This is a genomic window from Nonomuraea zeae, assembly GCF_005889725.1.
Lineage (GTDB): Bacteria > Actinomycetota > Actinomycetes > Streptosporangiales > Streptosporangiaceae > Nonomuraea > Nonomuraea zeae.
Genome location: NZ_VCKX01000185.1, coordinates 1 through 25,216, shown reverse-complemented (window position 1 = coordinate 25,216; position 25,216 = coordinate 1). Strand labels below are relative to the sequence as shown.

At 71.0% G+C, this 25,216-nt stretch carries 22 protein-coding genes; 17 read left to right on the top strand and 5 right to left on the bottom strand.

Annotated elements, in window-relative coordinates:
* Positions 1-157: 157 nt before the first annotated feature.
* The 5 genes from ETD85_RS41255 to ETD85_RS41235 all read left to right on the top strand — a co-directional run bounded on the left by ETD85_RS41255 (position 158) and on the right by ETD85_RS41235 (position 8,133).
* Positions 158-2,854: an exo-rhamnogalacturonan lyase family protein gene (locus ETD85_RS41255; RefSeq protein WP_138695271.1), complete on the top strand. Its 2,697-nt coding sequence runs from the start codon at positions 158-160 to the stop codon at positions 2,852-2,854.
* Positions 2,855-2,983: 129 nt separating this feature from the next.
* The gene (locus ETD85_RS41250) at positions 2,984-3,301 is read left to right on the top strand and encodes an L-rhamnose mutarotase (protein ID WP_138695270.1); all 318 of its coding nucleotides are present in this window, start codon (positions 2,984-2,986) and stop codon (positions 3,299-3,301) included.
* Positions 3,302-3,311: 10 nt separating this feature from the next.
* Positions 3,312-4,469 (top strand): L-rhamnose isomerase, encoded by a 1,158-nt coding sequence (gene rhaI, locus ETD85_RS41245; RefSeq protein WP_138695269.1) that lies wholly within the window; start codon positions 3,312-3,314, stop codon positions 4,467-4,469.
* A gap of 7 nt (positions 4,470-4,476) precedes the next feature.
* Entirely contained in the window at positions 4,477-6,525 is a 2,049-nt protein-coding gene (locus tag ETD85_RS41240; RefSeq protein WP_138695268.1) for a bifunctional aldolase/short-chain dehydrogenase, read from the top strand.
* Positions 6,526-6,741: 216 nt separating this feature from the next.
* On the top strand, positions 6,742-8,133 hold the full coding sequence (locus ETD85_RS41235; protein ID WP_240779759.1) for an alkaline phosphatase PhoX: 1,392 nt from the start codon (positions 6,742-6,744) through the stop codon (positions 8,131-8,133).
* A gap of 31 nt (positions 8,134-8,164) precedes the next feature.
* Here the strand turns inward: ETD85_RS41235 and ETD85_RS41230 are convergent, their stop codons facing one another.
* Entirely contained in the window at positions 8,165-8,641 is a 477-nt protein-coding gene (locus tag ETD85_RS41230; protein ID WP_240779758.1) for a hypothetical protein, read from the bottom strand.
* A gap of 256 nt (positions 8,642-8,897) precedes the next feature.
* Here ETD85_RS41230 and argC point away from each other — a divergent pair, with 256 nt between their 5' ends.
* The 9 genes from argC to ETD85_RS41185 are packed head-to-tail and all read left to right on the top strand — an operon-like array spanning position 8,898 to position 18,001.
* Positions 8,898-9,920: an N-acetyl-gamma-glutamyl-phosphate reductase gene (gene argC / locus ETD85_RS41225; RefSeq protein WP_138695266.1), complete on the top strand. Its 1,023-nt coding sequence runs from the start codon at positions 8,898-8,900 to the stop codon at positions 9,918-9,920.
* Positions 9,917-11,068: a bifunctional glutamate N-acetyltransferase/amino-acid acetyltransferase ArgJ gene (argJ, locus tag ETD85_RS41220; protein ID WP_138695265.1), complete on the top strand. Its 1,152-nt coding sequence runs from the start codon at positions 9,917-9,919 to the stop codon at positions 11,066-11,068. The genes argC and argJ overlap by 4 nt, the downstream gene beginning before the upstream one ends.
* Positions 11,065-11,937, top strand: coding sequence for an acetylglutamate kinase (gene argB / locus ETD85_RS41215; RefSeq protein WP_138695264.1), 873 nt, complete (start codon positions 11,065-11,067; stop codon positions 11,935-11,937). The genes argJ and argB overlap by 4 nt, the downstream gene beginning before the upstream one ends.
* Positions 11,937-13,103 carry an acetylornithine transaminase gene (locus ETD85_RS41210; protein WP_138695263.1) on the top strand — a complete coding sequence of 389 codons (1,167 nt, stop codon included), beginning with the start codon at positions 11,937-11,939 and terminating at the stop codon, positions 13,101-13,103. The genes argB and ETD85_RS41210 overlap by 1 nt, the downstream gene beginning before the upstream one ends.
* Positions 13,100-14,080 (top strand): ornithine carbamoyltransferase, encoded by a 981-nt coding sequence (gene argF / locus ETD85_RS41205; protein ID WP_138695262.1) that lies wholly within the window; start codon positions 13,100-13,102, stop codon positions 14,078-14,080. The genes ETD85_RS41210 and argF overlap by 4 nt, the downstream gene beginning before the upstream one ends.
* On the top strand, positions 14,077-14,583 hold the full coding sequence (locus ETD85_RS41200) for an arginine repressor (RefSeq protein WP_138695261.1): 507 nt from the start codon (positions 14,077-14,079) through the stop codon (positions 14,581-14,583). Before argF ends, ETD85_RS41200 begins: the two co-directional genes overlap by 4 nt.
* A gap of 58 nt (positions 14,584-14,641) precedes the next feature.
* Positions 14,642-15,841, top strand: a complete 1,200-nt coding sequence (locus tag ETD85_RS41195; RefSeq protein ID WP_138695260.1) for an argininosuccinate synthase — start codon at positions 14,642-14,644, stop codon at positions 15,839-15,841.
* 31 nt (positions 15,842-15,872) lie between these two features.
* Positions 15,873-17,294, top strand: coding sequence for an argininosuccinate lyase (gene argH, locus ETD85_RS41190; RefSeq protein ID WP_138695259.1), 1,422 nt, complete (start codon positions 15,873-15,875; stop codon positions 17,292-17,294).
* A complete protein-coding gene (locus ETD85_RS41185; RefSeq protein WP_138695258.1) occupies positions 17,276-18,001 on the top strand; it encodes a DNA-3-methyladenine glycosylase in 726 nt (241 codons plus the stop codon). Before argH ends, ETD85_RS41185 begins: the two co-directional genes overlap by 19 nt.
* Here ETD85_RS41185 and ETD85_RS41180 read toward each other — a convergent pair.
* Positions 17,941-18,342: a PH domain-containing protein gene (locus tag ETD85_RS41180; RefSeq protein ID WP_138695257.1), complete on the bottom strand. Its 402-nt coding sequence runs from the start codon at positions 18,340-18,342 to the stop codon at positions 17,941-17,943. The genes ETD85_RS41185 and ETD85_RS41180 overlap by 61 nt on opposite strands.
* A 90-nt stretch (positions 18,343-18,432) precedes the next feature.
* Here ETD85_RS41180 and tyrS point away from each other — a divergent pair, with 90 nt between their 5' ends.
* Positions 18,433-19,698, top strand: a complete 1,266-nt coding sequence (gene tyrS / locus ETD85_RS41175) for a tyrosine--tRNA ligase (RefSeq protein WP_138695256.1) — start codon at positions 18,433-18,435, stop codon at positions 19,696-19,698.
* A 115-nt stretch (positions 19,699-19,813) separates the two neighbouring features.
* Here the strand turns inward: tyrS and ETD85_RS66180 are convergent, their stop codons facing one another.
* Positions 19,814-21,349, bottom strand: coding sequence for a glycosyltransferase family 39 protein (locus ETD85_RS66180; protein WP_240779757.1), 1,536 nt, complete (start codon positions 21,347-21,349; stop codon positions 19,814-19,816).
* Between the two features lie 104 nt (positions 21,350-21,453).
* On the opposite strand from ETD85_RS66180, the gene ETD85_RS41160 reads away from it, so the two are divergent.
* Entirely contained in the window at positions 21,454-22,059 is a 606-nt protein-coding gene (locus ETD85_RS41160; protein WP_138695255.1) for an HAD family hydrolase, read from the top strand.
* A 318-nt stretch (positions 22,060-22,377) separates the two neighbouring features.
* Here the strand turns inward: ETD85_RS41160 and ETD85_RS41155 are convergent, their stop codons facing one another.
* Positions 22,378-22,998: a hypothetical protein gene (locus tag ETD85_RS41155; protein ID WP_138695254.1), complete on the bottom strand. Its 621-nt coding sequence runs from the start codon at positions 22,996-22,998 to the stop codon at positions 22,378-22,380.
* Positions 22,999-23,056: 58 nt separating this feature from the next.
* Complete coding sequence (locus tag ETD85_RS41150) at positions 23,057-23,440, bottom strand: PPOX class F420-dependent oxidoreductase (protein WP_138695273.1); 384 nt, start codon at positions 23,438-23,440, stop codon at positions 23,057-23,059.
* Between the two features lie 98 nt (positions 23,441-23,538).
* On the opposite strand from ETD85_RS41150, the gene ETD85_RS41145 reads away from it, so the two are divergent.
* Positions 23,539-23,982 (top strand): MarR family winged helix-turn-helix transcriptional regulator, encoded by a 444-nt coding sequence (locus ETD85_RS41145; protein ID WP_206059177.1) that lies wholly within the window; start codon positions 23,539-23,541, stop codon positions 23,980-23,982.
* The last annotated feature ends 1,234 nt before the right edge of the window (positions 23,983-25,216 follow it).

Below are 25,216 nucleotides of genomic sequence, written 5' to 3'. Positions count from 1 at the left end.
CCCCGAGCCCCACCCCTCGCCCCGGCGGGGGGTGGGCCGGGCGCACGAACCAGCGGAGATCTCCGGCCGTTGGGAAAGCGCTTCCCGGGGTCGCACGCCGGTCCCGGTCACCCCCCGGGGCGCCGCCGAAGGCGCCCCTTCCCGTACGGAGGTGCACGTGTCCGAAATTTCGCGACGAGACGCTCTCAAGGGAATGGCCGCGGCCGGAGCCGCCGCCCCGCTGGTCTCGATGCTGGAGTCACCCGGCTTAGCCGCCCTCGCCGTCCCCGACGTCACGCTGAGCTGGCTGGAGGACAGGCCGGCCGAGGCCCCCGGCACCACGTGGGGCGTCCCCTGGCCGAAGGGCGCCGTGGCGAAGGAGCAGGCGTTCGCGCTCACCGCCGCCGGCGGCCAGGCCGTGCCCGTGCAGACCTGGCCGCTCGCCTACTGGCCCGACGGGACGCTGAAGTGGACCGCCCACGCGATCGGCCCCGGCGTGCCGGCCGCGGAGACGTACACGCTGCGGCCCGGCACGCCGGCCGCGGCCGCCGAGCCGGTCAGGGTCGAGGACAACAAGCAGTACGTGGACATCGACACCGGCGTGATCCGCGCCCGCGTGCGCAAGAGCGGCAGCGAGCTGATCAGCCAGATCTGGCGCGGCGAGACCGAGATCGCGCGCAAGGGCCGGCTCGTCAGCCTCCGGCAGGCCAGGATCGACGACGGCGACGACCGGACGGTGGAGGTCGACTCCTACCTCAGCGACATCGCCAAGGCAGAGGTCGAGCAGTCGGGGCCGATCCGGGCGGTCGTCCGGATCGAAGGCCGCCACACCTCGAAGAAGGGCAGGTCGTGGCTGCCGTTCACGGTCAGGCTCTACTTCTACGCCGGCGCGGAGAGCGTGCGGATGACGCACACGTTCGTGTTCGACCGCGACGGGCAGCACGACTTCGTCGCCGGGCTCGGCGTTCGCTTCCTGGTCCCGATGCGGGACGAGGCGTACAACCGGCACGTCAGGTTCGCCGGTGACGGGCACGGCCTGCTCACCGAGGCCGTCAAGGGCATCACCGGCCTGCGCCGCGACCCCGGCCTGGCCGTCAGGCAGGCGCAGGTGGCCGGGCGGCGGTTGCCCGAGGTCGCCACCTGGGACACCCGCGTGAGCAGCCGGCTGCACCTGATCCCCGACTGGGGCGACTACACGCTCGCCCAGCTGTCCTCCGAGGGCTTCACGCTCAAGAAGCGCACCAGGAAGGGCTACGGCTGGGTCGCCGTCGACCAGGGCAGGCGGGCCGCCGGCTTCGGCTACGTGGGCGGGACGAGCGGCGGGCTCGCCTTCGGCATGCGCGACTTCTGGCAGCGCCACCCCACCCAGCTCGACATCCGCGGGGCCGCCACCGACGAGGCCGAGGCCACCGTCTGGCTCTGGTCGCCGGAGGCCGGGCCGATGGACACCCGCTTCTACCACGACGGGCTCGGCCAGGACACCTACCCCGAGCAGATCGAGGGTCTCAACATCACCTACGAGGACTACGAGCCGGGGTTCGGCACGCCGCTGGGCATCGCCCGCACCACCGAGCTGACGTTCTGGGCCGTGGGCGCCACGCCCGACGCGGCCAGGCTGGCCGCGATGGCCGACGCCGTGCGGACGCCGCCGCTGATCGTCGCGCCGCCCGCGCACCTGGCGGCGGCCAAGGTGTTCGGCGGCCTGTTCAGCCCGGTGGACCGGTCGACGCCGGAGAGGAAGACCATCGAGGACCGGCTCGACTTCCTCTTCGACTACTACCGCAAGCAGGTCGAACAGCGGCACTGGTACGGCTTCTGGGACTACGGCGACATCATGCACACCTTCGACGAGGACCGGCACGTGTGGCGCTACGACGTCGGCGGCTACGCCTGGGACAACTCGGAGCTGTCGCCCGACCTGTGGCTCTGGTACGCCTACCTGCGCTCGGGCCGGTCCGAGGTGTTCAGGTTCGCCGAGGCGATGACCAGGCACACCGGCGAGGTGGACGTCTACCACCTCGGCCCGTGGTCCGGGCTCGGCACCCGGCACAACGTCCAGCACTGGGGCTGCAGCGCCAAGCAGCAGCGCATCTCGACGGCCGTCTACCGGCGGATCTTCTACTACCTGACCGCCGACGAGCGCACCGGCGACCTGATGCGCTCGCTGGTCGACTCGGACAAGACGTTCCTGGCGATCGACCCGCTGCGCAAGATCCGGACGGAGCCGTACACGCCGGACCCGCAGGCCCTGGCCATCGGCCTCGGCACCGACTGGAGCGGCCTGGCCGCGGCCTGGCTCACCGAGTGGGAGCGCGGCGGGGACCCGGTCGCGGAGAGGAAGCTCAAGGCCACCATGCGCACGATCGCGGCCATGCCCAACGGGTTCGTGACCGGCGAGGGCCTGTACAACCTCAGCACCGGCGAGTTCGCGCCCGCGGCGAAGAAGGTGTCGGTCTCGCACCTGTCGGCGATGTTCGGGCAGGTCGAGATCTGCGCCGAGCTGATCGACCTGATCGACATGCCGGACTTCGAGCGGGCGTGGCTGCAGTACTGCCGCCTGTTCAACGCCACGAAGGCCGAGCAGGAGGCCGAGACGGGCGCGAACTTCGGCAACCTCATACTCAGGCAGGGCCACTCCCGGCTCACCGCGTACGCGTCGGTCCGGCTCCGGCGCGCCGACCTGGCCGCCCGCGCCTGGACGGAGTTCGCCACCGGCGACGGCTACGCCCCGAACCTGCCGTGGAAGTCGGAGAAGGTCGCCACCACCCTCAACCCGACCGACGAGGCGGCCTGGGTCTCCACCAACACCACGGCGCTCTACGGCCTGGCCGCCATCCAGAACCTCGCCCTGGTGGGCGATCAAATCACCGGATGATGGATTAAAACGTGTCACCGCCCCCGAGCGAGCCCTCCGCCGCATCGGGGGCGGGCTTCGCATTGACACAGAGCATCAGTAATCATAGTTTCCTCGCGACAGATTAAAACGTTTTGAAGGGAGTTGTCCGTGCAACGCGTCTGCTTCCTGCTGAAAGTCCGCCCAGAGCGGCTGGCGGAGTACCGCGCACGCCACGGGGAGGTCTGGCCGGAGATGCGAGAGGCGCTCGCGCGCACCGGCTGGCACAACTACTCGCTCTTCCTCAGGGACGACGGCCTGCTCGTGGGCTACCTGGAGACCGAAGACTTCGAGGCGGCGAAGAAGGCCATGGCCGAGACCGAGGTCAACGCCCGCTGGCAGGCGGAGATGGCGCCGTTCTTCGAGAGCCTCGACGGGCGCCCCGACGAGGGCATGCACCCGCTGGACGAAGTGTTCCACCTGGATTGATCGGGGAGTAATGACTGACATCAAGGCCGCGTTGAGGGCCCAGCACATCGAGACGCCGTCCTGGGCGTACGGCAACAGCGGCACCAGGTTCAAGGTGTTCGCCCAGAAGGGGGTGCCGCGCGATCCGTACGAGAAGCTCGCCGACGCCGCCCAGGTGCACGCCTACACCGGGATCGCGCCCACGGTCGCCCTGCACATCCCGTGGGACAAGGTGGACGACTACGCCGACCTGGCCAGGCACGCGGGCGAGCTGGGCGTCGGCATCGGAGCGATCAACTCCAACGTCTTCCAAGACGACGACTACATGCTCGGCAGCGTGACCCACCCATCGGCCGGGGTCCGGCGCAAGGCGACGGACCACCTGCTGGAGTGCGTGGACATCATGGACGCCACCGGCTCGGACACGCTCAAGCTGTGGTTCTCCGACGGCATCAACTACCCGGGCCAGGACGACATCCGCGCCCGGCAGGACCGGCTGGCGGAGTCCCTGTCGGAGGTGTACGACCGGCTCGGCGAGGGCCAGCGCTTCCTGCTGGAGTACAAGCTGTTCGAGCCCGCCTTCTACGCCACCGACGTGCCCGACTGGGGCACCGCCTACGCCCACTGCGTCAAGCTCGGCCCCAAGGCGCAGGTCGTCGTGGACACCGGCCACCACGCGCCGGGCACCAACATCGAGTTCATCGTGGCGTTCCTGCTGCGCGAGGGGAAGCTCGGCGGCTTCGACTTCAACTCCCGCTTCTACGCCGACGACGACCTGATGGTGGGGGCGGCGGACCCGTTCCAGCTCTTCCGCATCATGTACGAGGTCGTCAGGGGCGGCGGGTTCGACCCCGAGACCGGGGTCGCCTTCATGCTCGACCAGTGCCACAACATCGAGCCCAAGATCCCGGGCCAGATCCGCTCGGTCATGAACGTCCAGGAGGCCACCGCCAAGGCCCTGCTGGTGGACCGGGACGCGCTGGCCGCCGCCCAGTCCGAGGGCGACGTGCTCGGCGCCAACGCCGTGTTCATGGACGCCTACAACACCGACGTGCGGCCGCTGCTCGCCGAGCTGCGCACCGAGCTGGGTCTCGCGCCCGACCCGATGGCCGCGTACGCCAAGTCCGGATATTTCGAGAAGATCGCCGCCGAACGCGTCGGCGGCCAGCAGGCCGGCTGGGGGGCCTAGCAACATCATGGATGCTGACAACACCGTCAACGAACTGCTGGAACGCTCTCATCGCCTGGGCGCCGACCCGCGTAACACCAACTACGCGGGCGGCAACACCTCGGCCAAGGGCGCCGCGCCCGACCCGGTCACCGGCCAGCAGGTCGAGCTGCTCTGGGTCAAGGGCTCGGGCGGAGACCTCGGCACGCTCAAGGAGTCCGGCCTGGCGGTGCTCCGCCTCGACCGGCTGCGCGCGCTCACCGGCGTCTACCCGGGCGTGGAGCGCGAGGACGAGATGGTCGCCGCGTTCGACTACTGCCTGCACGGCAAGGGCGGGGCGGCCCCGTCGATCGACACCGCCATGCACGGGCTCGTCGAGGCCGCGCACGTGGACCACCTGCACCCCGACGCCGGCATCGCCATCGCCACCGCGGCCGACGGCGAGGAGCTGACCGGCCGGGTCTTCGGCGACCGGGTCGTGTGGGTGCCGTGGCGGCGGCCCGGCTTCCAGCTCGGCCTCGACATCGCCGCGATCAAGGAGGCGAACCCGCAGGCGATCGGCTGCGTCCTCGGCGGCCACGGCATCACCGCCTGGGGCGCGACGTCGGAGGAGTGCGAGTCCCGCTCGCTGGAGATCATCCGCACCGCGGAGGCGTACCTGGCCGAGCACGGCCGTCCCGACCCGTTCGGCGCCGTGGTGCACGAGACGCTGCCGGAGGCCGAGCGGCACGCCCGCGCCGCCGCGCTGTTCCCGGTGATCCGCGGCCTGGCCTCCACCGACGTCCGCACGGTCGGCCACTTCACCGACACCCCCGAGGTGCTGGACTTCGTCTCGCGCGCCGAGCACCCGCGCCTGGCCGCGCTGGGCACGTCCTGCCCCGACCACTTCCTGCGCACCAAGGTCGCCCCGCTCGTGCTGGACCTGGCGCCGGACGCGCCGCTGGAGCAGGCGGCCGAGCGGCTGCGCGAGCTGCACGCCGCCTACCGCGCGGACTACACCGCCTACTACGAGCGGCACGCCACGCCCGCCTCGCCGCCCATCCGCGGCGCGGACCCGGCGATCGTGCTGGTGCCCGGCGTCGGCATGTTCTCCTTCGGCAAGGACAAGCAGACCGCCAGGGTGGCCGGCGAGTTCTACGTCAACGCCATCAACGTCATGCGCGGCGCCGAGTCCGTCTCCTCGTACGCACCCATCCCCGAGTCGGAGAAGTTCCGCATCGAGTACTGGGAGCTGGAGGAGGCCAAGCTCCGCCGCATGCCCAAGCCCAAGCCGCTGGCCACGCGCGTCGCGCTGGTCACCGGCGGCGGCTCGGGCATCGGCGCGGCCACCGCGCGCCGCCTGGCCGCCGAGGGCGCGTGCGTGATCGTCGCCGACCGCGACGTGGCCGCGGCCGAGAAGGTCGCCGCCGAGCTCGGCGCCGCCGCCTACCGCGTCTCCGACGTGGCCGTGGCCGTCGGGGTGGACGTCACGTCTGAGGAGCAGATCGCCGCGGCCGTCCGCGCCGGCGTGCTCGCCTTCGGCGGCGTGGACCTCGTGGTCAACAACGCCGGCCTGTCGCTGTCCCGCTCGCTGCTGGAGACCACCCTGGCGGACTGGGACCTGCAGCACGACGTCATGGCGCGGGGCTCGTTCCTGGTCTCCCGCGAGACCGCCAAGGTCATGATCGACCAGGCCATGGGCGGCGACATCGTCTACATCTCCTCCAAGAACGCCGTCTTCGCCGGCCCGAACAACGTCGCCTACGGCGCGGCCAAGGCCGACCAGGCCCACCAGGTCCGGTTGCTGGCCGCCGAGCTCGGCGCGCACGGCGTCCGCGTCAACGGCATCAACCCCGACGGCGTCGTACGCGGCTCCGGCATCTTCTCCTCCGGCTGGGGCGCCAACCGGGCGGCCGTCTACGGGGTGGAGGAGGAGAAGCTCGGCGAGTTCTACGCCCAGCGGACCCTGCTCAAGCGGGAGGTCCTGCCCGAGCACGTGGCCGCGGCCGTCTTCGCGCTCACCGGCAGTGACCTCACCCACACCACCGGCCTGCACGTGCCGGTGGACGCGGGCGTGGCCGCCGCCTTCCTGCGCTGATCCCCGGGCCGCCACCCCGCCGGGGGTGGCGGCCCGCCCTTTTTGGGCGCGCCTTTTCCCACGCGCCTTATCCCGCGCGCCTTTTCGCGCCCGCACCTGCCGTTCCGCAACGGGAAATACGGATGACCCGTTCACCACGCATTCACCGGGTGTTCGGGTGGAAGACATCGAACGAAACCAGCAGGCAGCACCCCTCAAAGCTGGAGGCGATGTCCCGTGTCCGCACCGGTGTCCCGTCGTTCGTTCCTCAGCCACAGCGCCGCCGGAGGTCTCGGCATCGTCCTCGCGGGCAGCGTCGAGGCCATCGCGGGCCCCGGCGCCGCCAGGGCCGCAACCCAGGCCCCCGCGGGGTACGGGCCGCTCGTCCCGGACCCGGCGGGGCTGCTCGCCCTGCCCGCCGGATTCTCCTACCGGATCGTCGCGGAGGCGGGCGTCACGTCGCTGGAGAGCGGCGAGCCCACGCCGAGCGACCCCGACGGCATGGCCTGCTTCGCCACGAGGTCGGGATCGACGCTGATCTGCAACCACGAGATCATCGGCGGCGAGCCCTACCGCGTACCCGCCCTGCCGGGGCTGACCTACGACCCGGCCGCGGGCGGCGGCACCACGACCATCGTCACGGGCCGAGGCGGCGAGCGCCGGGGCGAGTACGTCAGCCTGGCCGGCACCCACAACAACTGCGCGGGCGGCCTGACGCCCTGGGACTCCTGGCTGACCTGCGAGGAGACCGAGCAGCGCGCCGACTCGGTCTACCAGCGCGACCACGGCTACGTCTTCGAGGTGCACGCCTTCGACCGGCGGGCCAACGAGGGCCCGGTGCCGCTGAAGTTCCTGGGCCGCTACGCGCACGAGGCCGTGGCCGTCGATCCGCGTACCTCGGTGATCTACCTGACCGAGGACGCCACCGCGCCGCACGGGCTCTACTTCCGCTGGCTGCCCCCCAAGGGCTTCCGCGGGCGCAAGGGGGCCCTGCGCGAGCTGGCGCTCTCCTCGGGCGGGGACACCGCGGGCCGGCTGCAGGCGATGACCTGCTACCGCGGCTCCCGGCACATCGCCGACCTGTCGGAGGCCACCGCGCCGGGCACCAGGTACCGGGTGCGCTGGGTGGACGTCCCCGACCGCGACGCCCGCACGGTCTCGGTACGCGCCCAGTTCGCCGACGACCAGGTGACCAGGTCGCGCAAGCTGGAGGGGGCCTACTGGGGCGACGGGGGAGCGTACTTCGTGGCCAGCTTCGCCCGCGCGTCCGACGGCAGCGTCAACGAGCACGACGGGCAGGTGTGGTTCTACGACCCGCGCAGCCAGACGATCACGCTCAAGACCATCTTCGGCGTCAACCCCGACCCGGATCAGGACACGCACTTCGACGGGCCGGACAACATCGCGCTCTCGCCGTACGGCGGCGTGATCCTGGCCGAGGACGGCGACGGGCTCAGCCACCTGGTGGGCGTCACCGCGCGCGGCGAGTCCTATGCCCTGGCCCGCAACCAGCTGAACAACAGCGAGTTCGCCGGGCCCATGTTCAACGCCGACGGCTCGATCATGTTCGCCAACATCTACTCGCCCGGCCACGTCCTGGCCATCACCGGCCCCTGGCGCCGCCCGTAGGGCGCGCCCGGGGCCAGGCCGGTGTGGCGGCTCACGAGTACGCCGCCACCAGGCCCACGACCATCAGCACGCCCCCGGCCGCCGTGACCAGGACGCCACCGGCCACGGCGAGCCGGCGCCCCCGCCGCGCTCCGGCCCAGTACATCAGCACGTAAGGGAGGAACCCGAGCCCGCCCAGCCCGACGGCGGGCAGCGTCGTGGCGGCCAGCACCCCCTTGGTCCCGGCCGGCACGGCGCGGTCGCCGGCGGGCGTGAGCTGCGCCCGCAGCACGTCCCCCGCCTCCGAGTCCGGCGAGGCGTCCACCATGACGGTGGAGCCGCGACCGGGATCGGGGGTGAAGGTCCCCTTGCAGTCGTAGCGTCCCTTGCCCAGCGACTCGCAGGACAGCACGCGCAACGTCCCCGGCGTCCCAGTCCGCCCGGTGGCCAGCTCGAAATCCGGCACCGCGAACACCGTCGGCAGGACCCCGATCGCCAGCCAGAGCAGCACCAGGACGGCGCGGCCCACCGGCCCCGGCCCACCCCTTCTTCCGCCCGCAGGGGTGACAAACTGGACATCGGGTAATAACTCGCTCATGTGCCGATCATCTCTACTACCACTTGGTGTTTACCTGCAGAGGACTGGACGCGCCCGCCCGGGGGAATCGATCTCACCATGTGGTCGTCTCCGCTGTGCGAGCTTGCATATTCATCCTCTGGAGTGCATCATCTTCACAGGCAAGCAAGGTCATGAGCAAGCATGCATGTTTATGCAGGAGGGCTGAATGAGGGCAGCGATCGCGGGAGCCAGCGGCTACGCGGGAGGTGAGCTGCTCCGACTCCTGCTCGGCCATCCCGAGCTCGAGATAGGCGCCCTCACCGCGGCCTCCAGTGCCGGCGGGCGCCTCGGCGCGCACCAGCCCCACCTGCCGCAGCTGGCCGACCGAGTCATCGAGGACACCACCGCCGACACCCTGGCCGGGCATGACGTCGTCTTCCTGGCCCTGCCGCACGGGCACTCGGCCGCCGTGGCCGCCCAGCTCGGCGAGGAGACGGTCGTCGTCGACTGCGGCGCCGACCACCGGCTCGCCGACCCGGCCGCCTGGCAGGAGTTCTACGGCGGCGAGCACGCCGGCACCTGGCCCTACGGCCTGCCCGAGCTGCCCGGCCAGCGCGAGATCCTGCGCAAGACGACGCGCATCGCGGTCCCCGGCTGCTATCCCACCTCCGTGCTGCTCGCCCTGTCCCCGGCCTTCGCCGCGGGGCTGGCCGAGCCCGACGTGGTCGTGGTGGCCGCCAGCGGCACCAGCGGCGCCGGCCGGTCGCTCAAGCCGAACCTGCTCGGCAGCGAGGTCATGGGCTCGGTCAGCGCGTACGGCGTGGGCGGCACCCACCGGCACACCCCCGAGATGGAGCAGGGCCTGACGAGCGTCGCGGGCGGGCCCGTACGCGTCTCCTTCACCCCGACCCTGGCCCCCATGAGCCGCGGCATCCTCGCCACCTGCAGCGCCCCCGCCGCGCCCGGCGTCACCAAGGAGTCGCTGCGGACCGCGTACGAGGTCGCGCTGAAGGGCGAGCCCTTCGTCAGGCTGCTGCCCGAGGGCACCTGGCCGGCCACCTCCATGACCTACGGCGCCAACACCGCCGCCTTGCAGGTGACGCTCGACGAGCGCGCGGGCCGCGTGGTCGCCGTCATCGCCATCGACAACCTCACCAAGGGCACGGCCGGAGGCGCGATCCAGAGCGTCAACCTCGCCCTCGGCCTGCCGGAAGAGCTCGGCCTCCCCCTGACAGGAGTTGCTCCATGAGTGTTACCGCCCCACTGGGTTTCAGAGCCGCGGGTGTGGCCGCCGGAATCAAATCCGGCGGCGCCCGTGACCTGGCCCTGGTCGTCAACGACGGGCCCAGCCGCGCCGCCGCGGGCGTCTTCACCGCCAACCGCGTGAAGGCCGCTCCCGTGCTGTGGTCGCAGCAGGTCCTCGCGGGCGGGCGGCTGCGCGCGGTGGTGCTCAACTCCGGCGGCGCGAACGCCTGCACGGGCCCCGAGGGCTTCCAGGACACGCACGCCACCGCCGAGAAGGCGGCCGGGGTGCTGGAGGACTCCGCGGGCGAGATCGCGGTCTGCTCCACCGGCCTGATCGGCGAGCGGCTGCCGATGGACGAGCTGCTGTCCGGCGTCGAGAGCGCCGCCACCCAGCTCTCCCGCGACGGCGGCCTGGCCGCCGCCGACGCCATCCGCACCACCGACACCGTCTCCAAGATCTCCTTCCGCCGCGCGGAGGGCTACACCGTCGGCGGGATGGCCAAGGGGGCGGGCATGCTCGCGCCCGGCCTGGCCACCATGCTCTGCGTGATCACCACCGACGCCGACCTGACCAGCGAGGAGCTCGACGCCGCGCTGCGCAGGGCCACCTCCACGACGTTCGACCGGCTCGACACCGACGGCTGCATGTCGACCAACGACACCGTGCTCCTGCTGGCCAGCGCCGCCTCGGGGATCAAGCCGGACCTGGCGGAGTTCGAGCAGAAGGTCACCGAGGTCTGCGCCGACCTGGCCAGGCAGCTCCTGGTCGACGCCGAGGGCGCCTCCAAGGCCATCGCCATCGAGGTCGTCGGCGCCGCCTCCGAGGCCGACGCGGTCACGGTCGGCCGGGCGGTCTCGCGCTCCAACCTGCTCAAGTGCGCCATCCACGGCGAGGATCCCAACTGGGGCCGCGTCCTGGCCGCCGTCGGCACCACCGACGCGGCGTTCGAGCCCGACCGGCTCAACGTGGCCATCAACGGCATCTGGATCTGCCGGGGCGGCGCGGTCGGCGACGATCGCGCCAAGGTGGACATGCGCCCCAGGGACGTGACGATCACCATCGACCTGTCCGCGGGCCCCCACACCGCGACCATCCACACCACGGACCTGACGGCCGACTACGTCCACGAGAACTCGGCGTACTCCTCATGAGGCTCACCACCGCGCAGAGCAAGGCCGAGGCGCTGATCGAGGCGCTGCCGTGGCTGACCCGCTTCCACGGCGCGACCATCGTCATCAAGTACGGCGGCAATGCGATGACCGAGGAGAAGCTCAAGGAGGGCTTCGCCGAGGACGTCGTCTTCCTGCACCAGGCGGGCCTGCGCCCGGTGGTCGTGCACGGCGGCGGCCCGCAGATCAGCGACGCGCTCGACAAGGCGGGCATCGAGTCCACCTTCACCGCCGGGCTGCGGGTCACCACGCCCGAGGCCATGCAGGTCGTCAGGATGGTCCTCACGGGCCAGGTCAACCGCGACATCGTGGGCCTGGTCAACCGGCACGGTCCGTTCGCGGTCGGCATGTCGGGCGAGGACGCCCACCTGTTCACCGCCGAGCGCAAGCACGCCGTCGTGGACGGCGTGCCCGTGGACATCGGCCAGGTCGGCGAGATCATCAAGGTCGACCCCGGCGCGGTGCACGCCCTGCTCGACAACGGCCGCATCCCCGTCGTCTCCAGCGTCGCCAGGGGCGAGGACGGCGAGATCTACAACGTCAACGCCGACACCGCCGCGGCCGCACTGGCCGTGGCGCTCCAGGCGCACAAACTCATCGTCCTGACCGACGTCGAAGGCCTCTACGCGAACTGGCCCGACGACACGGACGTGATCGACCTGCTCACCTCCACGGAGCTTGAGACGATGATGCCCACGCTGTCGAGCGGCATGGTCCCCAAGATGGAGGCCTGCCTCACGGCGGTGCAGGGCGGCGTCCCGCAGGCACACGTGCTCGACGGACGCGTCTCCCACTCACTCCTGCTGGAGATCTTCACCAATGAGGGAATCGGAACGATGGTGATGCCCTGATGAGCCTGTACGAGAGGTTCGAAAAGGCCTTCATGCCCAACTACGGCGTCCCCCCGGTCGCCCTGGCGCGCGGCGAGGGCAGCCGCGTGTGGGACGTGGACGGCAAGGAATACCTCGACTTCATCGGCGGCATCGCGACCAGCTCGCTCGGTCACGCCCACCCCGCCCTGGTCGAGGCCGTCTCCAAGCAGGTCGCCACGATCGCCCACACCAGCAACCTGTTCCTGCACGAGCCCGAGGTCCTGCTCGCCGAGAAGCTCCTCGGCCTGCTGAACGCCCCGGCCAGGATCTTCTTCGCCAACTCCGGCACCGAGGCGAACGAGGCCGCCTACAAGCTCGCGCTCAAGTACGGCCGGCGCGAGGGCCGCTCCTACTTCGTCGCCACCGAGAACGGCTTCCACGGCCGCACGATCGGCGCCCTGTCGCTGACCGGCAAGCCGGCCATCCGCGACCAGTTCGGCCCGTTCCCGGTGGACGTCCGCTTCGTCCCCTACGGCGACGCCGGCGCGCTCAAGGAGGCCGTGACCGGAGACTGCATCGCGGTCTTCCTGGAGCCCACCCAGGGCGAGGCCGGCGTGGTCCCGCCGCCGGAGGGCTATTTCGAGGCCGCCCGCGAGATCTGCGACTCCACCGGCGCCCTGCTCGTGGCCGACGAGATCCAGTCCGCCATCGGCCGCACCGGCCACTGGTTCGCCCACCAGGCCGACGGCGTCATCCCCGACATCCTGACCCTGGCCAAGGGCCTGGGCGGCGGGATGCCGATCGGCGCCTGCATCGGCTTCGGCGACGCGGGCACCCTGTTCGACAAGGGCGACCACGGCTCCACGTTCGGCGGCAACCCGGTCTCGTGCGCCGCGGCCCTGGCGGTGCTCGGCACCCTCGACCTCGACCACGTCAAGTCGGTCGCCGCGCGGCTGCGCGCCGGCCTGGAGGACCTGCGCCACCCCCTGCTGAAGGGCGTGCGCGGCCGCGGCCTGTGGCTGGCCACCGTGCTGCGCGAGCCGCGCTCGGCCGAGGTGCAGAAGGCCGCCGCGGACGCCGGCTTCCTGGTCAACGCGCTCCAGCCCGACGCGGTACGCCTCGCGCCGCCGCTGATCGTGACCGCGGACGAGGTGGACGCCTTCCTGGCCGCCTACCCCGCGATCCTGACGGAGGCGGCGAAGTGAGCACCAGGCACTTCCTGAGCGACGACGACCTGTCGCCCGCCGAGCAGGCCGAGGTGCTCGAGCTCGCCGCCGCCATGAAGAAGGACCGCTTCGGCTACCGCCCGTTCGAGGGCCCGCAGACCGTCGCCGTCCTGTTCGACAAGCCGTCGGCCAGGACCAGGATCTCCTTCCACGCCGGCATCGGCGAGCTCGGCGGCCTGCCGCTCATCGTGGACAACGTCTCGGTGCTGATGGGCCGCGGCGAGCCGACCGGCGACATCGCCAGGGTGCTCGACCGGCAGGTCTCCGCCATCGTCTGGCGCACCACCGGCCAGGAGCTCATCGAGGAGATGGCCGCCCACTCGCGGGTGCCGGTCGTCAACGCGCTCACCGACGAGTTCCACCCCTGCCAGATCCTCGCCGACCTGCAGACCGTGCAGGAGCGGCTGGGCGGCCCCGCCGGGCTCACGCTCACCTATGTGGGCGACGGCGCCAACAACATGGCCCACTCCTACCTGCTCGGCGGCGCCACCGCCGGCATGCACGTGCGCATCGCGGCCCCGGCCGGCTACCAGCCGGACGCGGTCATCCTCGACCGGGCCGCGGCCATCGCGGCCCGCACCGGCGGCTCGGTGATCGCGCTGTCCGATCCCGTGGCCGCCGCCCAGGGCGCGCACGTGATCGCCACCGACACGTGGGTTTCGATGGGCCAGGACGGTAAGGAGGAGCGGGTGGCCGCCCTCATGCCGTACCAGGTGAACTCCGAGCTGCTGGAGCACGCCGCGCCCGACGCGATCGTGCTGCACTGCCTGCCCGCCTACCGCGGCTACGAGATCACCGCCGACGTCCTCGACGGCCCCCGGAGCGTGGTCTGGGACCAGGCGGAGAACCGGCTGCACGCCCAGAAGGCGCTCCTGCACTGGCTGGTCTCGCACCCGGCCGAGCCCGGCCACGCCGATGGGGCCGGCGAGCCCGTCTTGAGGCCGAAGGACTCATGACGATTCCGATGACCAAGGCGGCGCGGCAGGCGAAGATCACCGACCTGCTGCAGCGCCAGGCCGTACGCTCCCAGCCCGAGCTGGCCAAGCTGCTCTCCGAGAGCGGCGTCGAGGTCACCCAGGCCACGCTCTCGCGCGACCTCGACGAGCTCGGCGCGCTCAAGCTGCGCGCCGAGGACGGCTCACTGGTGTACGCGCTGCCCGGCGAGGGCGGCGCGCGCATCCCCCTTGCGCGGCTGGGCACCGGCGAGTCCCCGGCCGCGCGGCTGCACCGGATCGCGGAGGAGCTGCTCGTCGGTGCCGAGGCCTCGGCCAACCTGGTCATCGTCCGCACGCCTCCCGGCGCCGCCCAGTTCCTGGCCTCCGCCATCGACCACGCCGACTGGAAGTCGATACTCGGCACGGTGGCGGGCGACGACACGATCCTCGTCATCAGCCGCGATCCGACGGGCGGGCAGGCCGTCGCCGACGCGCTGCTGAAGCTGACCGAGCGACGTAGTTAGCCCACTCGCGGGTGGGCTTTCCCGATCGTCACAAGACTTTGAAGCTGGAGTTTGGAAAATGTCCGAAAGAGTAGTGCTCGCGTATTCAGGGGGCCTGGACACCTCAGTCGCCATCCCGTACCTCGCCGAGAAGATGGACGCCGAGGTGATCTGCGTCGCCGTGGACCTCGGCCAGGGCGGCGAGGACATGGAGATCATCCAGAAGCGCGCCATGGACTGCGGCGCCGCCGAGTCGGTCGTGGTGGACGCCAAGGAGGAGTTCGCCGCCGACTTCTGCGTGCCGGCCCTGCAGGCCAACGCCCTCTACATGGACCGCTACCCGCTGGTCTCCTCCCTGTCGCGCCCGCTCATCGTCAAGCACCTGGTGACGGCGGCCAAGCAGTTCGGCGGCACGATCGTCTCCCACGGCTGCACCGGCAAGGGCAACGACCAGGTCCGCTTCGAGGCCGGCCTGGCCGCGCTCGCCCCCGACCTCCAGGTCATCGCCCCCGCCCGGGACTTCGCCTGGACGCGCGACAAGGCCATCGAGTACGCCGAGGCCAAGGGCCTGCCCATCGAGACGTCGAAGAAGAACCCGTTCTCCATCGACCAGAACCTCTGGGGCCGCGCCGTCGAGACCGGCTTCCTCGAGGACATCTGGAACGGCCCCACCGAGGAGGTCTACTCCTACACCGCCGACCCGGCGCAGCCGCGCCCGGCCGACGAGGTGGTCATCACCTTCGAGCAGGGCGTACCGGTCAAGCTCGACGGCCGGGAGCTGACCGCGTTCGAGATCGTCGACGAGCTGAACAAGCGCGCGGGCGCCCAGGGCGTCGGCCGGATCGACATGGTCGAGGACCGGCTGGTCGGGATCAAGTCCCGCGAGGTGTACGAGGCGCCCGGCGCGATCGCCCTCATCACCGCGCACATGGAGCTGGAGAACGTCACCGTCGAGCGCGACCTGGCCCGCTTCAAGCGCGGCGTGGACCAGCGCTGGAGCGAGCTCGTCTACGACGGCCTGTGGTTCTCGCCACTGAAGACCGCCCTGGACGCCCTCATCGCCGAGGCGCAGAAGCACGTCACCGGCGACATCCGGATGACGCTGCACGCCGGTAAGGCCACCGTCGCCGGCCGCCGCTCCGAGCAGTCCCTGTACGACTTCTCGCTCGCCACGTACGACACCGGCGACACCTTCGACCAGTCCCTTGCAAAGGGCTTCGTCCAGCTGTTCTCGCTCCCGGCCAAGATCGCGGCTGCGCGTGACGCCAAGAAAGGTTGAATGCACTATGGTCGCGGGGGAAACGGAGGAGATGACGGTGAGTGATGGCAAGCCGATGCGGCTGTGGGGCGGGCGTTTCGAAGGAGGCCCCGCCGACGCGCTGACCCGGCTGTCGGTGAGTGTGCACTTCGACTGGCGGCTGGTGCCCTATGACCTGGCGGCGTCCAGGGCGCACGCCCGGGTGCTGCACAAGGCGGAGCTGCTGAGCGACGAGGAGCTCGAGCGCATGATCGGCGCGCTCGACGACCTGGAGCGGGCCTGCAAGGAGGGTGAGTTCCGGCCGACGGTCGCCGACGAGGACGTGCACACCGCGCTGGAGCGGGGGCTGCTGGAGCGGCTCGGCTCGCTCGGCGGCAAGCTGCGCGCCGGCCGCTCGCGCAACGACCAGATCGCCACCGACCTGCGCCTGTATCTGCGCGACCACGCCCGCACGATCGTCTCGCGCCTGGTCGAGCTGGAGACGGCGCTGATGGCGCAGGCCGCCGAGCACGCCGAGACGGCGGCCCCCGGCATGACCCACCTGCAGCACGCGCAGCCGGTCTCGTTCGGCCACCAGCTGCTGGCCCACGTGCACGCCTTCGCCCGCGACATCGACCGGATCACCGACTGGGACAAACGCGCCGCGGTCTCCCCGCTCGGGGCCGGCGCGCTGGCGGGCTCGTCGCTGCCGCTCGACCCGCAGGCCGTGGCCCAGGAGCTGGGCTTCGACTCGGCGGCCCCCAACTCGATGGACGCCGTCGCCGACCGGGACTTCGCGGCCGAGTTCCTGTTCGACGCGGCCATGATCGGCGTGCACCTGTCGCGGCTGGGCGAGGAGATCGTCCTGTGGGCCTCGCAGGAGTTCCGCTGGATCGAGATGGACGACGCCTACTCCACCGGCTCGTCGATCATGCCCCAGAAGAAGAACCCCGACGTGGCCGAGCTGGCCCGCGGCAAGTCGGGCCGCCTCATCGGCAACCTGATGTCGCTGCTGACCACGCTCAAGGGCCTGCCGCTGACCTACAACCGCGACCTGCAGGAGGACAAGGAGCCGGTGTTCGACGCGGTCGACACGCTGCTGCTGGTCCTGCCCGCGGTGGCCGGACTCGTGGCCACCATGCGGGTCAACACCGCCCGCCTGGAGGCCTCGGCCCCCGACGGGTTCGCGCTCGCCACCGACCTCGCCGAGCTGCTCGTCCGGCGCGGGGTGCCCTTCCGCGACGCCCACGAGGCGGTCGGCCACCTCGTCGTGTGGTGCCAGGTCAACGACAAGGACCTCGGCGACCTCACCGACGACGAGCTGGTCAAGGTGTCGCCGCACCTGACCCCCGACGTGCGCGACGTGCTCAACGTGCCCGGCGCGCTGGCCGCGCGCAAGGCCCACGGCGGCACCGCGCCCGACCGCGTCCGCGACCAGCTCATCGCGTTGCGCGAGGCGGTCGACGCACAGGCGGCATGGGCGTCGGGGAGCTGAGCTCCGCCGCGCTGCCGCGGAGTTTCTTCGACCGGCCGTCGCACGAGGTCGCGCCCGACCTGCTCGGGCGCGTCCTCGTGCACGGCGGTCTCGCGCCTGACGGCCTGGCCGACGAGGACGGCCGGGTCGCCGTGCGCCTGACCGAGGTCGAGGCGTACGGCGGGCCGGGCGAGGACCCGGCGGCCCACACCTACCGGGGCAAGACCCCGCGCAACGCGGTCATGTTCGGGCCGCCCGGGCACCTGTACGTGTACTTCACCTACGGCATGCACTTCTGCGCCAACCTGGTCTGCCTGTCCGAAGGCTCGGGCGCGGCCGTGCTGCTGCGGGCGGGCGAGGTGGTCTCCGGCCTGGAGACGGCCCGCGCCCGCCGCTCGTCGGGCAAGCCCGTGGCGGACCGCGACCTGGCCCGCGGCCCCGCCAGGCTGGCCGTCGCGCTCGGCCTGCTGCGCGAGCACAACGGCCTCGACGCCGTCCTGGAAGGCTCGCCCGCCGGGCGGCCCAGAGATTCGGTCACGGTGCTGGCGGGCCTGACGCCGGACAGCGCCGCGATCAGGTCAGGTCCGCGCACCGGTATCTCGACGGCGAAGGAGACGCCGTGGCGGTTCTGGATCGACGGCGACCCGACCGTCTCGCCGTACCGGGCTCACACGCCCCGGCGCCGCAACGCCGCGGCCACCTCCGTGGGCGCGGCGCCGAGGTCGTGAGAGCTGAAGATGTGCAGGTAGTCGCCGGTGTCGATCTCCAGCATCTCGCTGCGCCGCCCCCACCGCCTGCGCACGTCCACCTTGATGTCCTCGATGGCCTCCCACGGCACGTGCCGGTGGCCCACATATCCGTGCACCACGGTGATGCCGCTCTCGTCGGCCGCCAGGCGTACGGGGGCGAGCACGTCACGCAGCCCCATCGCGCCCAGCAGAACGGCGGCGGGCACGGCCAGGATGACGCCTCGCACGTCGTTCCCGGCCCACCAGTAGACGGCGAGCCCGGCACACACCAAAGCCCCTAAGATCTTGAAAACGGCCAGCTCGCGACGGACCCTCCACATGGAGACAGAGAGTATCCAAGTGGCGGTCACCCCGGGCGATCGGGCACGCTTGTAGTACCTCAATGTCCAACGTCTAGGAAAGCCGGCACCGTGACCGACATTCTCGATGACCTCGCGTGGCGAGGCCTGATCGCCCAGTCCACCGACCTCGACGCCCTGCGCGCGTCTATGGCCAAGGGACCGATCACGGTCTATTCCGGCTTCGACCCGACCGCTCCCTCGCTGCACGTCGGCCACTTCGTGCCGCTGCTCACGCTGCGTCGCTTCCAGCTCGCCGGGCACCGCCCGATCGGCCTGGTCGGCGGCGCCACCGGCCTGATCGGCGACCCGAGCGGGCGCAACACCGAGCGCTCGCTCAACTCCAGCGAGATCGTCGCCGAGTGGGTGGAGCGCCTGCGCGGCCAGGTCGGCCGCTTCCTCGACTTCGACGCCCAGCCGAACGCCGCCCTCATGGTCAGCAACCTCGACTGGACCGGCGAGCTGAGCGCGATCGACTTCCTGCGCGACATCGGCAAGCACTTCCCGGTCAACCGGATGCTGGCCAGGGAGGCCGTCTCCGCGCGCCTGTCGGGGGAGGGGCTGAGCTACACCGAGTTCAGCTACCAGATCCTGCAGTCCAACGACTACCTGGAGCTGTTCCGCCGCTACGACTGCACGCTGCAGATCGGCGGCAGCGACCAGTGGGGCAACATCACCGCGGGCGCCGACCTGGTGCGCCGCATCGAGGGCGGGCACGTCCACGCGCTCACCCTGCCGCTGATCACCAAGGCCGACGGCACCAAGTTCGGCAAGACGGCCGGCGGCGCCCTCTGGCTCGACCCCGCGATGACCTCGCCGTACGCCTTCTACCAGTACTTCCTCAACGCCGACGACCGTGACGTGATCCACTACCTCAAGGTGTTCACCTTCAGGAGCCGCGAGGAGATCGAGGCGCTGGAGAAGGCCGTCGCCGAGCGGCCCTTCGCCCGCGAGGCGCAGCGGATGCTGGCCGAGGACCTGACCGAGCTGCTGCACGGCCGGCAGGAGCTCGACGCGGTCGTGGCGGCCTCCAAGGCGCTGTTCGGCCAGGGTGCGCTGGAAGAGCTGCCCGCCGCCACGCTGGAGGCCGCGCTCGCCGAGGTCCCCAAGGCCAAGGTCGGCGAGCTCGGCGCCACGTTCGTCGACCTGCTGGCCGACAGCGGGCTGGTGGAGTCCAAGTCGGCGGCCAGGCGGGCGGTGAAGGAGGGCGGGGCGTACCTCAACAACGTCAAGATCACCGACGAGGCTTACGCGCCTTCCGCCTGCGACCTGCTGGCCGGGCGGTTCCTGGTGCTGCGGCGCGGCAAGAAGTCGATCGGCGGGGTCGAGGTCGGCTGACCGCCGACCTGATCCGCGGAGCGGGCCTTCCTTCTTACGGAGGGGCCCGCTCTCGGCGCTTCGCCGCGGCCGGCGTGCCGCTGTGTGCCGCTTTGTGTCGCTGTGTGCCGGCGGTTCAGCGGCGGGTGAACAGGGCCACGGTCAGGCCGGGCAGGTCGGCGGAGTGCTTGGCCGAGGTGAGCTCGAACCCCGCCCGCTCCACCTCCTGCACCCGCGGCACCCCGTCGCCTTCCAGCCCTGACTGCTTCGTCCCGCGCCAGATCACCCAGACCCGCTCGTGCCCCTTCAACGCCGCCGATACATCGGAGCGCTCCGGATAGCCGAAGCCGTCGGGGTCGGGTGTGTCACCCGTCTTGAGCACGTCCACGGGCATGGCGGAGTCGGCGTAGTACTCGAACCCCGAACGCACCTGGCTCTGGCCGTAGACGATCGCGTCATCGGGCTCGGCCTTGACCACCCGCAGGGCCCACGGGATGTTCTCGAAACGCCCGTTCTCATCGCGTACCTCAAGGTGGTCGGGGATCGCCAGCCCGCACCCGAGCAGCACGACCAGCACGCCGGCCACCACGTGGAACCGGGGGAGTGCCGCCACGGCGAGCCCCGCCAGCAGCGCCAGCGCCGGGGCGGTCACGAACAGGTACCGGTCCACGTAGACGGGGGTCACCAGCTGCGAGACGGCGAGCAGCAGCAGCGGCGGCAAGACCAGCCACCCCACCAGCGCGAACACCCAGTGGTGGGGTCGGGTGCCTGCAATCCCGCCCGCCAGGCTGCGGGCTGAGCCACCTGCCGGGCCGCCCGCCAGGCTGCGGGCCGAGCCACCTGCCGGGTCGACCGCGAGGCCGCCTGCCGAGCCGTCCGCCGGGGCGCGCCCCTGTGCTTCTTGGGCCGCGCCGTCGCGGCCTCTCCGGGCGGAGGTCCACAGCAGCACCGCTCCGGCCACGGCCAGCACGAACAGCAGCACCCCGAGCCCGGTCGCCCCCGCCGCCATCTTCGGGAACTTCAGCCATACCTCCGGCCCCCGCTGCGGGATCCAGCTGATCGCGTGCCGCTCGCCGTACCCCACCAGTCCCAGCACCACCGCCGGCACGCACCCCGCGGCCAGCGCCGCCAGCATTCGCACCAGCACGGCCCGCCGCGCCAGCACGAGCTGGGCGGGCAGCACGAGCACCGCGAACAGGTGCGTGGCGCACACGAGCGCGATCGCCACCCCGTAGGCCACCCAGCGCCTGCCATCCGACCTTTCGAGCGCCCGGTGCAACGCCCAGAACGAGAACACCACCGCCGCGGCAGCGAAGGCATAAGACCGGGCGAACGCGCCGTAGTAGGACACCGACGGCAGGATTGCGAAGAGCGCGGCCGCGATCACCCCGGCCCTGGTGGAGTGCAGCCGCCTGCCCAGGTCGACCAGGAGCCAGGCCGCCACGGCGATCGCGATCGCCGACGGCAGCCGCAGCCAGAGCTCCGCCGTGCCCACCATCGCCCAGAAGTGCATGAACAGGTAGTACGGGAGAAAGTGACCGTCGATGTGCCGGGCCAGCTCCCACATTCCGGACAGCGACCGGGAGGCGGCGCTGATGGTGGCCAGCTCGTCGCCGTTCAGGGTGGACGATCCTGTGCCCGAGAACGCCGCGACACCCGAGAGCAACGCCATCCACCAAGGGGCTGACGTGCGATGACGCTGGGCAGGGCGGGCAGGGGGAGCGAGCGTGGCGGCAGTGGTCACCGGGGCAGGATACGCGGCATAGGGTCGGCTATATGGCGAATGTGATCGTGTTCGACCTCTACGGGGTGATCGCGCGCGTCCAGTCGCCCGCGGCGCGGCGGCGGATCGTCGAGCTGGCGGGGGTGCCGGAGGAGCCGTTCTGGGAGGCGTACTGGGCGTGCCGCCCGCCGTACGACGCGGGCCAGGACGGGGCCGCGTACTGGGGCGCGGTGGCCGAGCGGCTCGGCACCGGCTTCGCGGACGTGCCGGCGCTCATCGACGCCGACCTGGACAGCTGGTGCCACGTCGATCCCGAGATGGTCGAGGTCGTGCACGAGCTGGCGAACCGGGGGCACCGGCTGGGCCTGCTGTCGAACATCATCCATGAGCTGGTGCCGATCTGGGAGACGCGGCACGGGGACTGGCTGGGGCGGTTCGCGGCGTTGACGTACTCGTGCCGGATCGGGGTGGCCAAGCCGGAGCGGCGGGCGTACGAGATCTGCGCGGGGCGGATGGGGACGACGCCGGAGGACGTGCTGTTCTTCGACGACAATGAGGCGAACGTGCTGGCTGCGCGGGAGGCGGGGATGGCGGCGGAGGTGTTCGAGTCGCCGGACCAGGTGCGAACCCTCGCGCAAGGGGTGGCACTCGGCTCCTGACCGGCGATCGTGCGCCGTCGGGCAGCTACGACCTCGGGCGGCGTGGGCATCGGGTGGGTGTAGCGGGCCTCAGCCCGCTTGGCCGTTGATAGGGCACGGCAAGGCCTCAAGGAGCTCGGCCGTCGTGGAGGTGCGGCGGGTGTTCAAGCGGCTCGGGCGTTGGGCAGGTGTAGGCGTGCGTGTCGAGCGGGCCGGGTGTCGCGGAGGTGCGGCGGACCCGGAGCGGCGGCTTGGTCGTCGAGCAGCGGGATCGCAGACCCTTAAGGAATTGGGGCGGCGAGGAGAGATGCGGCGTACCTCAGCCGGCCTCAGCCGGCCTTAGCTGGATCCGCCGTCGAGCAGCAGGAGAGCGGCCAGGGCGGCGTCCTTGTGATCGCGCGTCCACGGCGAGCCGACCTGAGACCGCAGCCCGTCCACCCGTTCCACCACACCCAGGCCGAGCTGCCTCGCGGCGATCCCCCTCAACTCCTTGAAGTCGTAGCGGCTGACCGCCAGCCCGGCACAGCGGGCCGCCTCCACCAGCGCCTCGTGATAGAGCTCGCCCTCGGCTCCGTGCAGGTAGTGGTGCTTGCTCAGCACCGTGGCCAGCTCGCCGGGCAACGTCATCCGTCCCGCACCGACCGCGCCCAGGTCGAGCGCGATGCCGGCGACGTCGTGGCCGTCCTGGGCCAGTTGGTGCACGGCCGAGGCGAGCGCGTCGTGCGCCGACCTCCGAGCGCACTGCTCCACACGGGCGATCAGCTCCCTCGCGGAGTCGAGCGGGAGCCCGGCGGCGGCGTGATAGGGCTGATCGGGCAGGGCGGGGTCGTCGAGCAGCGACACTCGCTCACGCCGCAGCACCTGAGGCGCGCCGGGCCCGCCCGCGATCGCCACCAGCATCGCCCACCCGCAGTGATCCCGCACCCCGATCGCCGCCGTCGCACCCACTCCCGCGCTCACCTCCCGCACACCTCACGATCGTCCTCGGGGTCACTGCCCCGGGGTCACTGCCTCGGGGTCACTGCGAGGTGGCGTGCGTCGGTTTCACCACGATCACCACCCGCCGGTCCGCGTCGCCGACCGGCCGCTCGTATTCCAGCCCGTAGCGGTTGGCCAGCACGTCGAAGAAGTCGCCCGACGGATCGGGCTCCACGCGTTCGACCATGCCACGGATCTCCAGGTAGCGGTATGGCTGGTCGGGGTCGTTGATGGAGACCGCAACGCGCGGATTTTCCACGACATTTCGGCATTTCCTGCGGTCCATCGTGGTCGTGAACCGCAGGAACTCTCCGTCCCAGACCGTCCACACCGGGTTCACCTGCGGAGCCCCGTCCGGCCCGATCGTCGCCAGGTGGGCGAACAACGGCCGGCTCAGCAGGTCGAGGTGGCTCTCAGGAATCATCACGCCGCTCCTTCAGTTCCGATGACGCTCAGCACCGTATCAAAGCTTTGATGACCATCAATCCTCGAATCACCATATGAGGTTGTACGCTCCCGGATATGGGGATGCCCGCAGAGGAACGGCTCGGACTGGACATCAAGCGCGCCGAGCAGGCCCTGATCGCCGCGAAGCAGGTGGCCGTACGTCCCGCGGGCCTGACCGTCCCCCAGTACGCGGCACTCTTCGCACTGGCGGACAGCCCGGGGATCTCCGGCGCCGCACTGGCGCGGGCGTGCCTCGTCACCCCGCAGGCCATGACCGTGGTGCTCAAGAACCTGGAGGAACGGGGGTTCGTGGAGCGCTCCCCGCATCCTTGGCATCGCAACGTCCTGGAGACCCGGCTCACGGAGACCGGACGCGCGGCGTTGCAGGCGGCCGACGAGCGGGCGCTGGTGGTCGAGCGGTCGATCGCGGCCGAGCTCAGCGCCGAGGAGCGAACGACGCTGCGCGACCTGCTGACCCGCTGCGGCGAAGCGATCACCCGCGCTACAGCAGAGCTCTGACCGCGATCCAGCTCTCCCAGAACCATCCTGGTCCGCCTGTTGAACTACCTGTGCTGCATGGATGCCCGCGCCGGGATGCCCGCGCCGGGATCTCTAGGCCCGGACCAGACTCGGACCAGGTTCGGACCAGGCCTCTCGTGCCAGGACCTCCGGACCAAGAGATCCCCGAGCCAGGAGCCTTCCGACAGGAGCTCCTGGCGCCGGGGACCTCCAAGCCGGGACCCCCAAGGTGGAGCCCCTAGGACCTGGGCCTCCCCGCCATGCCTTCGGACCAGTCACCCCGAGGTAGGGACCTACGAACCAGGTTCGGAGCCCAGCCACCTTCCAACCGACGCCTCCGGACCCGAGGCCTCCCAAACCGTGGCCTCCGGATCCGACGCCTCCGGACCCGAGACTTCAGGACCCGAGACTTCCGGGCAGGAGTCTCGGGGCGGGAACCTTTGGTGGCAGAACCCGAGACCGGGCCGGGGACCCTGCGCGCGACATCGCTCTCGGAATCCCTCTCGGACACCATCGACCTCCACGACGAGAGTTAAGGCCGCAGCAAGAGTTAAAGGACGCGACAAGGACGGAGGACTGGGCGTCTCCGACGGGGGTCATGGGCGCGGCCTCTAATCGCCGGGACCACCTGCGTGACCTGTGCCGCAGCCGCCCATCTCCTCCTGCAGCAATATCGACAGCGGCGCCGCCTACTGAGACGCCGGCCAACAGGGACGTCCGCTTTCGGGCGAGGCGATTTGACGTCTCGTGGATCCCGACCTAATCTTTCACTTCGCCCCGGGAGTGAGCCGGACGCCGATCCAGGCGGACGGGCCCCAGGGCAAAGCCCCTTGAAATGACGAGCCACTCGGCGGAGTCGCTTCGGCGCGCTCCAGCACGAATCGTCTTTCGTGCGCGCTGCGGATCGCCGAAAAACCGGTTGATTCGACAAGCGCAGGATGACACGGTAAGTTACGAGGGTTGCCCCACGACCGGGGCGCACCATCCTAGCCAGGTTTGACCGGGTTTCAGCAAGTCTCCGGATTTGACACCAAATCGGCGGGCCTGATAAGATGGCGAAGACGGTAAGTGCGCCTCTGCGGCAGGATCCAAGATCCTGGCAAGGAAGTACGCGTCCGTTTCTTGAGAACTCAACAGTGTGTTAAAAGCCAGTGCATGATTAACCATGCATAACCCCGTCAAGGGTTTTCGGATTCTTGATGGATTCCTTTTTGGTTGGGATTCAACCACTTTT

Excerpts from the sequence above, each read along its gene's own strand:
- argJ (WP_138695265.1), top strand. The coding sequence starts at position 9,917 with ATGAGTGTTACCGCCCCACTGGGTTTCAGAGCCGCGGGTGTGGCCGCC.
- argB (WP_138695264.1), top strand. The coding sequence starts at position 11,065 with ATGAGGCTCACCACCGCGCAGAGCAAGGCCGAGGCGCTGATCGAGGCG.
- ETD85_RS41150 (WP_138695273.1), bottom strand. The coding sequence starts at position 23,440 with ATGATTCCTGAGAGCCACCTCGACCTGCTGAGCCGGCCGTTGTTCGCC.
- ETD85_RS41160 (WP_138695255.1), top strand. The coding sequence starts at position 21,454 with ATGGCGAATGTGATCGTGTTCGACCTCTACGGGGTGATCGCGCGCGTC.
- ETD85_RS41210 (WP_138695263.1), top strand. The coding sequence starts at position 11,937 with ATGAGCCTGTACGAGAGGTTCGAAAAGGCCTTCATGCCCAACTACGGC.
- rhaI (WP_138695269.1), top strand. The coding sequence starts at position 3,312 with ATGACTGACATCAAGGCCGCGTTGAGGGCCCAGCACATCGAGACGCCG.
- ETD85_RS41145 (WP_206059177.1), top strand. The coding sequence starts at position 23,539 with ATGGGGATGCCCGCAGAGGAACGGCTCGGACTGGACATCAAGCGCGCC.
- ETD85_RS41185 (WP_138695258.1), top strand. The coding sequence starts at position 17,276 with ATGGGCGTCGGGGAGCTGAGCTCCGCCGCGCTGCCGCGGAGTTTCTTC.
- ETD85_RS66180 (WP_240779757.1), bottom strand. The coding sequence starts at position 21,349 with ATGGCGTTGCTCTCGGGTGTCGCGGCGTTCTCGGGCACAGGATCGTCC.
- ETD85_RS41180 (WP_138695257.1), bottom strand. The coding sequence starts at position 18,342 with ATGTGGAGGGTCCGTCGCGAGCTGGCCGTTTTCAAGATCTTAGGGGCT.
- argC (WP_138695266.1), top strand. The coding sequence starts at position 8,898 with ATGAGGGCAGCGATCGCGGGAGCCAGCGGCTACGCGGGAGGTGAGCTG.
- ETD85_RS41240 (WP_138695268.1), top strand. The coding sequence starts at position 4,477 with ATGGATGCTGACAACACCGTCAACGAACTGCTGGAACGCTCTCATCGC.
- argH (WP_138695259.1), top strand. The coding sequence starts at position 15,873 with ATGACGGTGAGTGATGGCAAGCCGATGCGGCTGTGGGGCGGGCGTTTC.
- ETD85_RS41200 (WP_138695261.1), top strand. The coding sequence starts at position 14,077 with ATGACGATTCCGATGACCAAGGCGGCGCGGCAGGCGAAGATCACCGAC.
- ETD85_RS41195 (WP_138695260.1), top strand. The coding sequence starts at position 14,642 with ATGTCCGAAAGAGTAGTGCTCGCGTATTCAGGGGGCCTGGACACCTCA.